The 13,675-nt window shown below is 71.3% G+C and carries 13 protein-coding genes; 8 read left to right on the forward strand and 5 right to left on the reverse strand.

Annotation, left to right across the window (positions count from 1 at the left end):
* Together SPR02S_RS35900 and SPR02S_RS35905 are read left to right on the forward strand one after the other, a co-directional pair.
* The coding region (locus SPR02S_RS35900) for a protein phosphatase 2C domain-containing protein (protein WP_019061849.1) at positions 1–1,004 on the forward strand (1,004 nt) is incomplete at its 5' end.
* A gap of 73 nt (positions 1,005–1,077) precedes the next feature.
* The gene (locus tag SPR02S_RS35905; RefSeq protein WP_019061850.1) at positions 1,078–2,820 is read left to right on the forward strand and encodes a pyruvate dehydrogenase; all 1,743 of its coding nucleotides are present in this window, start codon (positions 1,078–1,080) and stop codon (positions 2,818–2,820) included.
* 12 nt (positions 2,821–2,832) lie between these two features.
* Here SPR02S_RS35905 and SPR02S_RS35910 read toward each other — a convergent pair whose 3' ends face one another.
* Positions 2,833–4,014 carry a helix-turn-helix domain-containing protein gene (locus tag SPR02S_RS35910; protein ID WP_019061851.1) on the reverse strand — a complete coding sequence of 394 codons (1,182 nt, stop codon included), beginning with the start codon at positions 4,012–4,014 and terminating at the stop codon, positions 2,833–2,835.
* A 146-nt stretch (positions 4,015–4,160) separates the two neighbouring features.
* Between SPR02S_RS35910 and SPR02S_RS35915 the strand changes: the two genes are divergently transcribed.
* Positions 4,161–4,631 (forward strand): hypothetical protein, encoded by a 471-nt coding sequence (locus SPR02S_RS35915; RefSeq protein WP_026151156.1) that lies wholly within the window; start codon positions 4,161–4,163, stop codon positions 4,629–4,631.
* Between the two features lie 475 nt (positions 4,632–5,106).
* Positions 5,107–5,559 (forward strand): ATP-binding protein, encoded by a 453-nt coding sequence (locus tag SPR02S_RS35920; RefSeq protein ID WP_019061853.1) that lies wholly within the window; start codon positions 5,107–5,109, stop codon positions 5,557–5,559.
* 108 nt (positions 5,560–5,667) lie between these two features.
* On the opposite strand, the gene SPR02S_RS35925 is transcribed toward SPR02S_RS35920, so the two are convergent.
* Positions 5,668–6,708: a DUF2637 domain-containing protein gene (locus tag SPR02S_RS35925; protein ID WP_019061854.1), complete on the reverse strand. Its 1,041-nt coding sequence runs from the start codon at positions 6,706–6,708 to the stop codon at positions 5,668–5,670.
* A gap of 303 nt (positions 6,709–7,011) precedes the next feature.
* On the reverse strand, positions 7,012–7,860 hold the full coding sequence (locus SPR02S_RS35930) for a (2Fe-2S)-binding protein (RefSeq protein ID WP_019061855.1): 849 nt from the start codon (positions 7,858–7,860) through the stop codon (positions 7,012–7,014).
* A 157-nt stretch (positions 7,861–8,017) separates the two neighbouring features.
* On the opposite strand from SPR02S_RS35930, the gene SPR02S_RS35935 reads away from it, so the two are divergent.
* Both SPR02S_RS35935 and SPR02S_RS35940 read left to right on the forward strand, forming a co-directional pair.
* Complete coding sequence (locus SPR02S_RS35935; RefSeq protein ID WP_026151157.1) at positions 8,018–8,863, forward strand: GntR family transcriptional regulator; 846 nt, start codon at positions 8,018–8,020, stop codon at positions 8,861–8,863.
* 128 nt (positions 8,864–8,991) lie between these two features.
* Positions 8,992–9,267: a hypothetical protein gene (locus tag SPR02S_RS35940; RefSeq protein WP_019061857.1), complete on the forward strand. Its 276-nt coding sequence runs from the start codon at positions 8,992–8,994 to the stop codon at positions 9,265–9,267.
* A gap of 56 nt (positions 9,268–9,323) precedes the next feature.
* On the opposite strand, the gene SPR02S_RS35945 is transcribed toward SPR02S_RS35940, so the two are convergent.
* Together SPR02S_RS35945 and SPR02S_RS35950 are read right to left on the reverse strand one after the other, a co-directional pair.
* Complete coding sequence (locus tag SPR02S_RS35945; RefSeq protein ID WP_043258727.1) at positions 9,324–10,091, reverse strand: hypothetical protein; 768 nt, start codon at positions 10,089–10,091, stop codon at positions 9,324–9,326.
* 132 nt (positions 10,092–10,223) lie between these two features.
* Positions 10,224–11,897 carry a PucR family transcriptional regulator gene (locus tag SPR02S_RS35950; protein ID WP_019061859.1) on the reverse strand — a complete coding sequence of 558 codons (1,674 nt, stop codon included), beginning with the start codon at positions 11,895–11,897 and terminating at the stop codon, positions 10,224–10,226.
* 302 nt (positions 11,898–12,199) lie between these two features.
* Between SPR02S_RS35950 and SPR02S_RS35955 the strand changes: the two genes are divergently transcribed.
* Together SPR02S_RS35955 and SPR02S_RS35960 are read left to right on the forward strand one after the other, a co-directional pair.
* Positions 12,200–13,090, forward strand: coding sequence for an FAD binding domain-containing protein (locus SPR02S_RS35955; protein WP_019061860.1), 891 nt, complete (start codon positions 12,200–12,202; stop codon positions 13,088–13,090).
* A complete protein-coding gene (locus tag SPR02S_RS35960) occupies positions 13,090–13,674 on the forward strand; it encodes a (2Fe-2S)-binding protein (protein WP_019061861.1) in 585 nt (194 codons plus the stop codon). The genes SPR02S_RS35955 and SPR02S_RS35960 overlap by 1 nt, the downstream gene beginning before the upstream one ends.
* Position 13,675: the final 1 nt, after the last annotated feature.

Consider the following 13,675-nt stretch of genomic DNA (forward strand, 5'->3'; position numbering starts at 1 on the left):
CCGCCCTCGCACCACCGCCCCCGCCTCCACCCGCACCCCTCACCCTCGACTACGTAGGCTCCGGACCCCCCACCTACGACGCCGAGCCCACCGCTCTCCCGCTCGCCGACCCGGACGAGCTCGACGATCTGGTCGCGGACACCGTGTTGGACGGGGCGCGGTACGGGACGAGCACGATCAGGGCCGCTTCCGTGCGGGGGGACTCCGCGAGGTTCCGGGGGGAGCCGCGGCGGGACTCGTTGCTGACCGCGCGGTTCGGGGTCGGGGAGCAGGCGTTGGTGCTGGTGGCGATGGCGACCGGGGCCCGGGCCACGCCGGGGGCGCATCGGGCCGCCGCCGAGGCCTGTGACTGGATCGCGCGGGCCGTGGGCCGGAGTCACGCGCGGCTCTCCGAGGACATAAGGGCTGCTCGGCGCGGGGACCTGAAGTCCGGGCTGCACCGGCTCACCGACCGCAGCCTCGGCAAGCTCCGCGCCAGCGCCGCCGAACAGGGCATCGATCCGGAGGAGTACTCGGCCGGGCTGCGGTGTCTCCTCCTTCCCGCGCATCCGGAGTGCCGTACCCGCGTCTTCTTCGGCGTCGGGCCCGGCGGGCTCTTCCGGTTGCGGGACGGGGAGTGGCAGGACATCGAGCCCGCCGTCGGCGACCTGAGCGGCGAGGCCGTCGTCGGGTTCGGGTCGCAGCCCACCGAGACGCCCCAGGGCGACCGGCTCACCATGGACCTCGGCATCCCGACGCCCCCGAGCCCGTACGAACCCGCCCCCGAACCGCCCCGCGAACCCTTCCGCTTCCGTGCCTCCGTCGCCCGCCCGGGGGACGCGCTCCTCATGTGCACCGGCGGGCTGGCCGAGCCCCTGCGCGGCGAGCCCGAGCTGTCCGCGCATCTGGCGGGGCGGTGGTCCGGTACCACCCCGCCCGGTCTCGCCGCGTTCCTCGCCGACACCCAAGTGCGGGTCAAGGGTTATGCCGACGACCGCACGGCCGCCGCTGTTTGGGAGGCGTGAGCGCCCGGGCTGTGAATTCATGGAACCCAGAGGGATCCGCAGGACACCGGAAACCGAAGGGCACGCGAGAACCATGGCCAAGCAGAACGTTGCCGAACAGTTCGTCGACATCCTCGTCCGCGCCGGAGTCAAACGCCTCTACGGCGTCGTCGGCGACAGCCTCAACCCGGTCGTCGACGCGATCCGCCGCAACTCCGCCATCGACTGGATCCACGTACGGCACGAGGAGACCGCCGCCTTCGCCGCCGGCGCCGAAGCGCAGATAACCGGGAAGCTCGCGGCCTGCGCCGGCTCCTGCGGCCCCGGCAACCTGCATCTCATCAACGGCCTCTACGACGCCCACCGCTCCATGGCCCCGGTCCTCGCCCTCGCCTCGCAGATCCCGTCCAGCGAGATCGGTCTCGGCTACTTCCAGGAGACCCACCCCGACCGGCTCTTCCAGGAGTGCAGTCACTACAGCGAACTCATCTCCAACCCGAAGCAGATGCCCCGGCTGCTCCAGACCGCCATCCAGCACGCGGTGGGGCAGAGCGGCGTGAGTGTCGTCTCGCTCCCGGGCGACATCGCCTCCGAGCCCGCCCCGGACAAGGCCGCCGAGACCGCCCTCGTCACCTCCCGGCCCTCCGTCCGGCCCGGCGACGCCGAGATCGAGAAGCTCGTCGAGATGATCGACGCGGCGGAGAAGGTCACCCTGTTCTGCGGCAGCGGCACCGCCGGTGCGCATGCCGAGGTGATGGAGTTCGCCGAGAAGATCAAGTCCCCGATCGGACACGCCCTGCGCGGCAAGGAATGGATTCAGTACGACAACAAGTTCGATGTTGGAATGAGTGGGTTGCTCGGTTACGGCGCCGCCTACGAAGCCACCCACGAGTGCGACCTGCTGATCCTCATCGGCACCGACTTCCCGTACAACGCCTTCCTCCCCGACGACGTGAAGATCGCCCAGATCGACGTACGGCCCGAACACCTCGGCCGGCGCTCCAAGTTGGACCTCGCGGTGTGGGGCGACGCGAAGGAGACGCTGCGCTGTCTCACCCCGCGGGTGAAGCCGAAGGGGGACCGGAAGTTCCTCGACCGGATGCTCAAGAAGCACGCCGACGCGCTGGAAGGGGTCGTCAAGGCGTACACGCGGAAGGTCGAGAAGCACGTTCCGATCCATCCGGAGTACGTGGCCGCCGTGGTCGACGAACTCGCCGACGAGGACGCCGTGTTCACCGTCGACACGGGCATGTGCAATGTCTGGGCCGCCCGCTACATCACGCCCAACGGGCGCCGCCGCATCATCGGTTCGTTCTCGCACGGCTCGATGGCGAACGCGCTGCCGATGGCGATCGGCGCCCAGTTCACCGACACCGAGCGGCAGGTCGTGTCGATGTCCGGTGACGGCGGATTCTCCATGCTGATGGGTGACTTCCTCACCCTCGTCCAGTACGACCTGCCGGTGAAGGTCGTACTGTTCAACAACTCCTCCCTGGGCATGGTCGAGTTGGAGATGCTGGTCGCCGGACTCCCGTCGTACGGCACCACCAACAAGAACCCCGACTTCGCCGCCGTGGCGCGCGCCTGCGGTGCCTACGGTGTGCGGGTCGAGAAGCCCAAGGACCTCGAAGGCGCCCTGAAGGCGGCCTTCAAGCACAACGGGCCTGCTCTCGTGGACGTCGTCACCGACCCCAACGCGCTGTCCATCCCGCCGAAGATCAGCGCCGAGATGGTCACCGGGTTCGCGTTGTCGGCCTCAAAGATCGTGCTGGACGGGGGAGTTGGGCGGATGCTCCAGATGGCCCGCTCCAACATCCGCAACATGCCCCGGCCTTAGACCCGTCGGGGCCTAACTGTCGTACGGTGCCCAGCCGTTCGACGAGTACCAGAGGTGCCGCAGGCCCTTGATGCCGCTCGTGCGGAACGGCTTGCCGTGGTCGTCGATCCGGAGGGTGCCGGTGCGGCCCTGGGAGGACCAGTCGAGTTCCAGGTACCAGCGGCAGTCGCAGGTCTGGGTCCGCGCCTTGACCAGGAGCACCTCGGGGTCCTGCGCGGAGACCCGGTACGGCAGGTGCACGGCCGGGACCGGCGTCCCCAGGGTGCTCCCGGCGACCGGGCGCGCCTGCGGGTGATCGGCGTCCAGATCCACGCCGAAGTAGCGGGGGCTGACCTCGCCGCCGCAGCCCTGGTCCATGGCGTACGCGGTGCCGTGGGCCGGGGCTGCCCTGCCGACGACGTGTACGCGCAGCGCCTCCAGGACCACCGCCGTGGATGTCCGGCCCTGCACCGAGATCTCGACGTTCGTGTCCCGCCCGTGCACCGCGTGCTGTTGCGCCGCCCAGATCCCGGCGTCCTCCTGGGCCGGGGGCCGCGGAACCTGGGCGGGTGACTTGTCGACGACGTAGTCATGGCTGCAATGGAGGTCCCACACCTGGGAGTTGGCGGTCCAGGCGAGGGGAGCGGGGAGAGCGGAAGGGGTGGCCTTCGCCGTGGCGCCGGCCTTGGACTTGGACTCGGCCGTGTCGTGCGTGGACACCGCCGACAGGGTGCCCCACACCGCGAGCACCGCACACACCGCGGCGGCGGTGAGCGGGAGCCGTCGTCGGTACCAGGGCGATCGGACGGCGGGCTCAGGAGCCGCGTCCGGAACCGGGACCTGAACCGGAACCGGGACCTGAACCGGAACCGGAGCCGGAGCCGGGCTCTCCACCGGCGGCTCCGCATCCCGCCTCCGCTGTCGCGCCGCGACCGCCAGGATCCAGTACCGGTGCAGCTCCAGCCGTTCCTCCGGTGTCGCCCCGCACAGCGCAGCGAAGCGTTCGACGGGGGCGAAGTCGAGGGGGACCGCCTCGCCCACGCAGTAGCGGTGCAGGGTCGACGCGTTCATGTTCAGGCGGCGGGCCAGCTGGCTGTAGCTGCGGTCCGTGCGTGCCTTCAGGCGCCGTAGCAGCGCCGCGAACTCCTCGACGTCCTTGTCGTTGGCCTCGCCCGACACCATCGCTCCCGTGCGTGTCGCGTCCCAGGACGGCATCCCAGAGACTCCCTATATCAGGAGGTCAGGAGGGGTGGGACGGTTCCACCGTTGCGGGGTTGGTGTCGGTCATTGCGGTCGCCGCCGCCGAACGCCGAAGCTCGGTCCGACCACAGCACGGCATCGACCCGAACGGGGAAACACACGTGAACAGCAAGAAGGCCACGCGCCGCACCGCCCTCGCCGCCGGCCTCGCCCTCGCCCTCGGGCTGGGCCTGGCGGCCCAGGCCTCCGCCGGCGCCCCGCGCACCGTGAGCGGTTCGCCGGACGACAACATCACCCGCATCGCCGACTTCTACGGCGCCTACGTCGACGCCGAGAGCGACCTCGACAGCGGTGGCGGCAAGCTGGCCACGGAGCTGCGGAACTACTACCTCACCCCCGCCTACCTGAAGGAGCTGAAGGCCTGGGAGGCGAAGAACCACGCGGACGGCGTCCTCCAGGCGCAGAACACCCCGATGAGCTGGAAGGTCACCGACAACGGCACCGCCGACTACACCGAGGCCACCGTCACCCTCACCTGGGGCGGCGGGGACACCACGAAGCTGGTCGTCGACATGACCCGCACGACCCACAAGATCTTCCACATCGGTACGAAGGGAATCGGCGGCAAGTAAGCCCCGTAGAGGAGCTGTTCGCGGTTCCTGAGCGGCTGATTCCGGCCAGTTTCGCGGAGCGTGGGCTTCGAAGGAGGTCCGGGGGGACCAATCGCCCCACGCCTTCGCGGACTACGGCCGGATCGGCAGCCGCGCATCGGCAGTCGGTTCGATCGCCGGTGGTCAGGACGTCACGGGGTGTCTGGTCCCGACGCCGGGAGCCATGACACCCCGGAGGGGAACGCCCCGACCGCCCCACCCGCGCCGCATGCTCCGTACCGTGGCCGTTCGACCGTACGGACGGCAGCGCCCCCGAAACCTCCGCCCCGCCGGACCCGGCGCAACTGTGGCCGAACACCCGGTCGTTGACGATTCGACATGACTGCCCTGTTCCCGACGAGGGCATGGATCCCCGTGAACATGTTCGAGCAGGAGGGAACCGGAAACCGGCGTGCAGGCGGGGGTCATGAAAAGGCAAGCACGAGGGGGCGGTCCCATGGCGATCGGGGCCTCCTCGGCGAAAGCGGCGGAGGACAAGGCCGACAGCGCCACGGAACCGGCGCAGCCGCCTCAACTGAGGCGCAGACTCGGACGCGCGGACCTGCGGGCGGTGCCCGAGGCGCGCAGAGCGTTGCGTGAACTGCTACGGCACTGGGGGAGGCCGGGACGATCGGAGATAGCGGAGCTGCTCACGAGTGAACTCGTCACCAACGCGCTGATCCACACCGACCACGACGCCGTGCTCACGGCGACCGTGGGACCCGGTGGACTGCGCGTGGAGGTACGGGACTTCGTGGCCCGCAGGCCCCGACTGCGCGTACCGGACGCCGACGACGGTACGCACGGGCGGGGCCTGTTCCTGGTGCAGTCCCTCGCGGACGCCTGGGGAGTGTCGGCCCACGGGGTGGGCAAGTCCGTCTGGTTCGAGCTGGATTCGGACGCGGCATGAGCGAGACGACGGGCCCGGCATGAGCAACGGGACGGGGGCGGAGTCCAGTTGGACTTCGCCCCCGTCCCGATGTCGCCCGGTCCCGGATCCAGGTTCTCAGCCCTCGGCTCAGCCGAACTGCTGCTCCAGGTCCTTGAGCTTGCGCTCCAGGGAGTCGAGGCGCGGCAGGGCCATCGTGTCGTCCTCGGCGGTGAGGTCGACGGTTATCGGGTCAGATGCCCCGCGGACTGGCTGGAGTGAGGGACGCGTGCGAACCGGCAGCTGTTCCGGCGTCGATAGAGCAGGCTCCGCGGATGCTTGACCGGAGCCGCGCTCCAGGGCCTGCGGTTCCGGCGAACGGCCGCCGCCCCGGCCCATGAGGCCGCGCTGGCCCCGGCTTATGGCCTTGAGCTGGGCCCGCTCGATGCGCTGCTGGTCGCGGCGGCGCAGTCGGGTCTCCTCCTTCTTCGCCTTGTCCTCGCGCACCTCGTCGACCGCCTCGTCCAGGCTGCGCACGTTCTCCAGGAGCATCAGCGACCAGGCGCTGTAGGTCTCGCGGGGGGCCCGCAGCCAGCGGACGATACGGATCTGCGGCAGCGGACGCGGCACCAGACCCTGCTCGCGCAGCGCGGCCCGTCGGGTCTGCTTCAGCGCGCGGTCGAAGAGGACCGCGGCCGACAGCGACATGCCGGAGAAGAACTGCGGAGCGCCCGCGTGGTCGATGCCCCTGGGCGCGTGCACCCAGTTGAACCAGGCGGCCGCGGCCGCGAACGTCCACACGAGTATGCGCGAGCCGAGGGCCGCGTCACCGTGGCTGGCCTCACGCACGGCGAGGACGGAGCAGAACATGGCCGCGCCGTCGAGGCCGAACGGGACCAGGTACTCCCAGCCGTCGGTCAGGCCGAGGTTCTCCTGGCCGAAGCCGACCAGTCCGTGGAAGGAGAGTGCCGCGGCGACCGCCGCACAGCAGAACAGGAGGACGTAGGAGGCGATGCCGTATATGGCCTCCTTGCGCCTGCGGCGCTCCTCCGTGCGCTCCCACGAGTCGTCTTTCGCGTGCTCCCCGCCGGACCGCTTGCTCCGCGCGAGCACCGCAACCGCCGCCAGCATGCCCAGGAGCAGTACGGCGCCGGGAAGCAGCCAGTTAAGCGATATGTCGGTCAGTCTCATCTGGGGTCCCTTGCATTGGGATAGGGCGTAACGCCCGCCATAGTGGCCCAATCCCAACGGCCCTCAGGCGTTTTCGGGGCAAGAGGCCGCCAAGGAGGTGCAAGGGGATGCCCAGGGCGGCTTTCTGCTCGAACTGCCGCTTGAGGGGCGGGAGTTGAGTTCGAATAAGACTACCCGTACGGGTGGTTCCACGGAAAGTTCCTGCGGCAAGTGAGGAAGTTGTGAAGCACCTGTAACCGGACGGACGCCTTGTTCGCGGCTGATCCTAGCGGGCCCCGAGTGGAGCGTGTGACTGAGGGTCCCTCAACTCACGGCTGTGGCCAGCAGCTTGGTGACCCGCTCCGTCTCGCAGGTGCGCGGACAGGTCGCGCACGCGTCCTCGGCGTCCAGCGTGTAGTACATACAGCAACTGGCCCGGTCCCGGGTGGACAGCGCCTCGCCGTTCGGCCCGGTCACCTCGCGGAACGCGGCCGAACCGACGTACGGCTTGGTCGCACCCGGCAGCAGCCGCTCCAACTCCCGTACGGCGCGCGGCTGTTCGCCGAAGAGATCGGCGACGTACCAGATGCCCTCGACGACCTCGTCGGTCGCCATGCCCCACAGGGCGCGGCCCCGCCGACGCATCCGCGGGCCGAAGCCGGCCAGGACCGGCTCCATGTGCTCGGCCACCGCGGCCCGCACCTCCGCCCGCAGCGCCTCCTCGTCCGGGACCACCCGCGCGCCGGGCAGCAGCGCGGCCGGGTCGCCGGGCAGGCAGGCGAAGGCGTCGGTGCGGACGGCCAGCCGGCCCATGTCGAAGCCCGCGGCCGTGCGGTCGTAGGAGACGTGGGTCACGGGGAGGCGGGGGACGCGGCGGTGCAGGAACCACGGGACGGTGAACAGGAGGACGACCGGCCAGGCGTAGTGGTGCAGGCCGAAGGTGGCTATCACGTCCGGGCGGCCCCGGCGGCCGTGGTCGCGCAGGACCTGGGCGTCGTCCCTGGCCAGGAATGACTCCAGGCCCGCGCCGCCCTCCGCGAGCGCGGCGGCCGAGACCCAGCCGCCGCCGGTCGGGATCGGTTGCTCCGGAGTGAGTTCGGTGATCGCGAGCCCGGGGATGACCTCGGTGAGGCGGGCGTACGCGTCCGCTACGGCCGAAGAAGGCAAGGGCATGCCGGGACCACCGATTCGCCGTTGGTTTAAAGGTAAGGCTTACCTTACCCATCACTTCAGTAATTTGAACTAGTCCGATCTGCGCCTAAGGTGCTTGACGGACGAGTAACAAGACGCCGTAATGACCCCAAGTACCGACACGTCCGGAGGAGGACCCGTGAAGCAGGGCACGCAGGCTTCCGCCGGGACGGGTGTTCCGGACCCGCGTATGTCACGAGGGGCCTGGGTGCCGCCGCAGCAGCGCGCCGCCGATGTGGACCGGGACCGGTCGCTCGGGGACGGCGCCGGTGCGGTGCGCGGTGAGCACACGCACAGCGAGACGCCGTCCCCCACTCTCGGCTTCGCTCGAGCGGGGGGACCCCCATCGCGGCCCCGTGCGGTCGTCCAGCGTTCCTCCGTGCGCGGTCAGATACTCGACGCGCTGCGCACCGCGCTCGTCGGCGGCGAACTGACCCCCGGCGAGGTCTACTCCGCGCCCGCGCTCGGCGAGCGGTTCGGCGTCTCCGCCACCCCCGTCCGCGAGGCCATGCAGCAACTCGCCGCCGAGGGTGCCGTCGAGGTCGTACCGAACCGGGGTTTCCGCGTGATCGAGCGCGGCGCCCGCGAACTCGCCGAACTGGCCGAGATCCGCGCCCTGATCGAGGTGCCGGTGATGCTCCGGCTCGCCCGCACCGTGCCCGCCGCCCGCTGGGCCGACCTGCGTCCGCTGGCCGAGGGGACCGTCCGCGCCGCGTCCTCCGGGTGCCGGGCGACGTACGCCGAGTCCGACCGGGCCTTCCACTGCGCCCTCCTCTCCCTCTCCGGGAACGAGCAGCTCGTCCACATCGCCGAGGACCTGCACCGGCGCGCCCAGTGGCCGCTGGTCGGCGGCCCCGTCACCCGCGGACGGGCCGACCTCGCGGCGGACGCGGCCGAACACCTCGCGCTCCTGGAGGCCTTGGTCGCGGGGGAGTGGGACGTGGCGCAGTCACTGGTGCGGGAGCACTTCGCGGGAGCCGCGTGAATCCGAATATGTGACTCCGGTCACGAGCGGGTCCGGGTCCGGCCACCGAGAGCCTCGCCGGGAACCCTCCCGACCGGCGGTGACGTGCCCCACGGAAAGGGACGACCGTTCCGCGGGGGAGAGCGCCGATGTTTCCGAATCCGGGTCAGCAGGCCGCCCAACAGGCCGCGCGGCGGGGCGCCGAGCAGTCGGCACGACAGGCGGCACAGGACGGGATGCGCGCCGCGCAGGCGGGAGCCCGCCGCAGCCACTCACGCTCGGGCCGCGGCGGCAGCCTCCTGTCCTTCCTCCTGCTCGTCGCCGTCGGGGTGTTGGTCGCCCGCGACCCCGAACTCCGGTCATCAGTCCTGCAGTTCGTCCACCACATCGTGAACGTCGTGCAGAACCGGACCGAGGGCTCCTGACCTACGCCGTCGCCGCGAGGGAAGCGAGTGCCGGTGCCGGACCGACGGCGGGTGATCTACGCGGTGGCCGCCCCCGGCGTCGGCACCGCCAACTGCCGTGCCAGCCACGTCGGTACGCCCCCGAGCAGCCGGAAAAGGCGCCGGGCCTCCTCGCGCAACCGGGACGCCTCCGGCTCGGCCTCCGCGTCCGCGAGCGAGGCGAGAGCCGGTGCCGTGCCGACGAGGTAGCCCAACTCCTCCCGGATCCGCAGGGATTCGGCGAAGCCGTGCCGGGCCTCCGCCAACTCCCCGTCCCGCAGGGCCAGTCCGGCCAGGTGGCGATGGGTGAACGACAGCAGCAGCGGGTCGGCCTGGTCGGCGGCCCCCGCGTGCGCACGCCGGTACGCGGCCCGCGCGGCCTGCGGCGAACGGGCCAGGTTCTCCGCGACCAGCCCCCGCCGGAAGTCCAGCAGCGCCCGCCCCGCACCGTCCGGCGGGATCAGCGCCGCCGCCCGCCCGAGCGCGGCCCGCGCCTCGTCGGCCCGGTCGCGCACCGAGTGCAGGGTGGCCGCGTAGGCGAGGTACCCGCGCTCGCAGGCCGCCGCGCCCCGCTCGTCGTCACTGTGGGCCAGCGCCTCCGCCGTACGCAGCGCGTCGTCGGCGTCCTCCCAGCCCTGCTCGGTGTAGAGACACCGCTCCACGAGCAGCGCGGTCCGCTGGAGGGCCGGTGCCGCGGTGTCGGGCCGCAGCAGCGCCGCCGCGTCGACCCAGCAGGCCCGCGAGCGCAGCCGCCACACCGCGGTCTGGAGGGGATCGTCACCAGCGGTCGTTCCGTTACCGGACATGGCGGAATGCGCCACGTTGCCCTCCCCGAGCACACCATTGAGCTGTTGAGTGGTGGCCGCATCTCAGCACGGATCGGGCGGCCCGGCCAAGAGGGTGGGTGAAAGAATTCACAAAGTCGTGGGATCTTCGGGTCAGCTCATCCGCAGTGCCAGGAAGAAATCCAGCTTGTCCTCAAGGCGCGAGAGGTCCCGACTCGTCAACTGCTCGATCCTGCCGACCCGGTAGCGCAACGTGTTGACGTGCAGGTGCAGCCGGCTCGCACAGCGCGTCCAGGAACCGTCGCACTCCAGGAACGCCTCCAGCGTCGGAATCAGCTCCGCGCGGTGCCGGCGGTCGTAGTCCCGCAGCGGGTCGAGCAGCCGCGCGGTGAACGCCCGCCGCACGTCGTCCGGCACGAACGGCAGCAGCAGCACGTGCGAGGCCAGCTCCTGGTGCCCCGCCGCACACACCCGCCCGGGCCTGGCGGCGGCCACCCGTCTCGCGTGCCGCGCCTCCTCCAGCGCCCCGCGCAGCCCCTCCGCCGAGTGCACCGCCGCGCTCACCCCGAGCGTGACCCGCCCGTCGTCGTCGAGCCCGGCCGACAGCGGATCCCGTACGGCCGCCAGCAGCACGTCCGCGTGGATCCCGGACTCGGAGCCGTCGTGCTCCGCCGACACCGCGGGCAGCGGTACGAGCGCGATCGCCTCGTCGCCCGAGTGGGCCACGGCGATCCGGTCGGAAGGCTCGGGGCCGGTCGCCAGCGGGTCGACCAGGATCTCCTCCAGGAGCGATTGCGCGACCGGGCCCGCCTCGATGTCCGCGCCGTCCCACTCGACCCGGGCCACGACCACCTGCCAGTGCGGGGCCGCGCCGAGCCCGGGCAGCAGGACAGGAGCGGCGACCCGTAGCCGCGCGGCGATCTCGGACGGCGCGGCACCCGTCTGGACCAGCTCCAGGACCTCCTGCGCAAGCCGTCTGCGGACCGTGCGCGCCGCGTCCCGCCGGTCCCGCTCGACGGCGATCAGCTGCGTGACTCCCTGGAGCAGGTCGAGCCGCTCGTCCGGCCAGTCCCCGGCATCCGCTTCGACCGCGAGCAGCCAGTCCGACAGCACCGTCTCGCGCACGTCCCGCGAGCCCTGCGCGGACCGCCCGCCGCCACGGATCGGGAAGAGCGAGTACGTCGAGCCGCCCAGCGCCAGCCGGTGCGGTCCCCGGCGGCCCGTGCGGGCGGCGGCCAGCTGCTCGGCGGCCAGCTTCGCGCACACGTCGACGGGCAGCGCGGGCCCCGACACCTTCGAACCCGCGATGAGCCGCCCGGTCGGCGACAGTACCCACGCCCGCAGATCCAGGTCCGAGCCGAGCAGGTCCAGCACCACGTCCGGGCCGCCCCCTGCGGGGCCCGAGGTCATCATCCGGCGGTGCCGGTCCACCACGGCCGCGAGATCACCGGCCCGCTCACCGGACACCTGCCGTACGACATGCTCGGTGATCGTCGCGAACGCCACCGACTCGTTGACCGCGAACAGCGGCAGCCGGTGCCGGGCGCAGGCGGCTATGAGGTCGTCCGGGACGGCGCCCAGCTCGGCCTCGCCGGCGGCCAGCGCGGCCACCCCGGCGGAGACCAGGAGCCGTACGAACGGCTCGGTGTCGGAGGCGTTCCGGCGCCAGGCCAGACCGGTCAGGACCAGCTCGCCGCCCGAGAGGTAGCGGGTGGGGTCGCGCAGGTCGGTGGTCATCACCCCGCGGACCGTGCGATCCAGCTCGTCCTCGCCGCCGAGCAGCCGCAGCCCCAGCGCATCGGTGTCCAGGAGTGCGCGCAGCCGCATCGCCGTCGCCGCCGTTCTTTGTCTAGAAAACTACGATGAACCAAGAGGTGCTGTGGGTGCGGGGCTGTTTCCCACGTTTCCACAGGGAATCGGAGGGGTTACTGATGGCCTCTGTTCATATGAATCTACAAGATGCCCGCCCTGGCCAGCCAACTCCTTCATGGTTTCCGTGACTGACCCGCTCCGCGCACGGCGCTGTGTACTGACCTCACGCTGCATTAACAGCACATGAACGAGCCGGACCCGCCGCACACGAACTGGCTTGATCCGTACGACCCACGAGACGAAGAAGAGAGCCGGTCATGGACTTCCTTCGCCCCGCCAGCTGGGAGGAGGCGCTCGCCGCGAAGGCCGAGCACCCCACCGCAGTACCGATCGCGGGCGGCACCGATGTGATGGTCGAGATCAACTTCGACCACCGCCGGCCCGAGTACCTCCTCGACCTGAACCGCATCGGCGATCTCTACGAATGGGAGGTCGGCGCCGACAGCGTGCGGCTCGGGGCCTCGGTCCCGTACACCCGGATCATGGAGAACCTGCGCGGCGAGCTGCCGGGCCTCTCCCTCGCCTCGCACACGGTCGCCTCCCCGCAGATCCGCAACCGCGGCGGCGTCGGCGGCAACCTCGGCACCGCCTCCCCGGCCGGCGACGCCCACCCCGCGCTCCTCGCGGCCGGCGCCGAGGTCGAGGCCGAGTCGGTGCGCGGCACGCGGCTCATCCCGATCGACGAGTTCTACACCGGCGTGAAGCGCAACGCGCTCGCGCCCGACGAGCTGATCAGGGCCGTGCACATCAAGAAGGCGGACGGCCCGCAGCAGTACTCCAAGGTCGGCACCCGCAACGCCATGGTCATCGCCGTCTGCGCCTTCGGCCTCGCCCTCCACCCCGCCACCCGCACGGTCCGCACCGGCATCGGTTCGGCCGCGCCGACCCCCGTCCGGGCGAAGGCCGCCGAGGAATTCCTGAACGCGGCGCTCGACGAGGGCGGCTTCTGGGAGAGCGGGAAGATCATCACGCCGTCGGTCGCCAAGCAGTTCGCGGACCTGTGCGCCGCCGCCTGCAATCCGATCGACGACGTCCGGGGCACCGCCAGCTACCGCCGGCACGCGGTCGGCATCATGGCCCGCCGCACCCTGACCTGGACCTGGGAGTCCTATCGCGGCACCGCCGCCCCCACGGAGGGAGTCGCCTGATGCGCGTCAATTTCACGGTCAACGGCCGCCGGCAGGAAGCGGACGACGTGTGGGAGGGCGAGAGCCTCCTGTACGTCCTGCGCGAGCGGATGGGGCTGCCCGGCTCCAAGAACGCCTGCGAGCAAGGTGAGTGCGGCTCCTGCACGGTCCGCCTCGACGGCATCCCGGTGTGTTCCTGTCTCGTCGCCGCCGGTCAGGTCGAGGGCCGCGAGGTCGTCACGGTCGAGGGGCTCGCGGACTACGCCAAGCAGCGCGCGGAACACGGAAGTTGCGGAACGGGCGCCTGCGGTACGTCAGTTGACGAGGCCAAGGGCTGGCAGGCGAAACCGCTCGACTCGCAGACCGGCGAGGGCACCCAACTCGCCCCCATCCAGCAGGCGTTCATCGACGCCGGCGCCGTCCAGTGCGGCTTCTGCACCCCCGGGCTCCTCGTCGCCGCCGACGAGATGCTGGAGCACAACCCGACCCCGAGCGACGCGGACATCCGCGAGGCGCTCTCGGGCAACCTGTGCCGCTGCACCGGCTACGAGAAGATCATGGACGCGGTACGCCTGGCGGCCGCCCGGCAGGGAGAGGCGGTCTGAC

It is taken from the genome of Streptomyces prunicolor NBRC 13075, assembly GCF_000367365.1.
Taxonomy (GTDB): domain Bacteria; phylum Actinomycetota; class Actinomycetes; order Streptomycetales; family Streptomycetaceae; genus Streptomyces; species Streptomyces prunicolor.

Excerpts from the sequence above, each read along its gene's own strand:
- SPR02S_RS35905 (WP_019061850.1), top strand. The coding sequence starts at position 1,078 with ATGGCCAAGCAGAACGTTGCCGAACAGTTCGTCGACATCCTCGTCCGC.
- SPR02S_RS35910 (WP_019061851.1), bottom strand. The coding sequence starts at position 4,014 with ATGCCGTCCTGGGACGCGACACGCACGGGAGCGATGGTGTCGGGCGAG.
- SPR02S_RS35920 (WP_019061853.1), top strand. The coding sequence starts at position 5,107 with ATGGCGATCGGGGCCTCCTCGGCGAAAGCGGCGGAGGACAAGGCCGAC.
- SPR02S_RS35925 (WP_019061854.1), bottom strand. The coding sequence starts at position 6,708 with ATGAGACTGACCGACATATCGCTTAACTGGCTGCTTCCCGGCGCCGTA.
- SPR02S_RS35930 (WP_019061855.1), bottom strand. The coding sequence starts at position 7,860 with ATGCCCTTGCCTTCTTCGGCCGTAGCGGACGCGTACGCCCGCCTCACC.
- SPR02S_RS35940 (WP_019061857.1), top strand. The coding sequence starts at position 8,992 with ATGTTTCCGAATCCGGGTCAGCAGGCCGCCCAACAGGCCGCGCGGCGG.
- SPR02S_RS35945 (WP_043258727.1), bottom strand. The coding sequence starts at position 10,091 with ATGTCCGGTAACGGAACGACCGCTGGTGACGATCCCCTCCAGACCGCG.
- SPR02S_RS35950 (WP_019061859.1), bottom strand. The coding sequence starts at position 11,897 with ATGCGGCTGCGCGCACTCCTGGACACCGATGCGCTGGGGCTGCGGCTG.
- SPR02S_RS35955 (WP_019061860.1), top strand. The coding sequence starts at position 12,200 with ATGGACTTCCTTCGCCCCGCCAGCTGGGAGGAGGCGCTCGCCGCGAAG.
- SPR02S_RS35960 (WP_019061861.1), top strand. The coding sequence starts at position 13,090 with ATGCGCGTCAATTTCACGGTCAACGGCCGCCGGCAGGAAGCGGACGAC.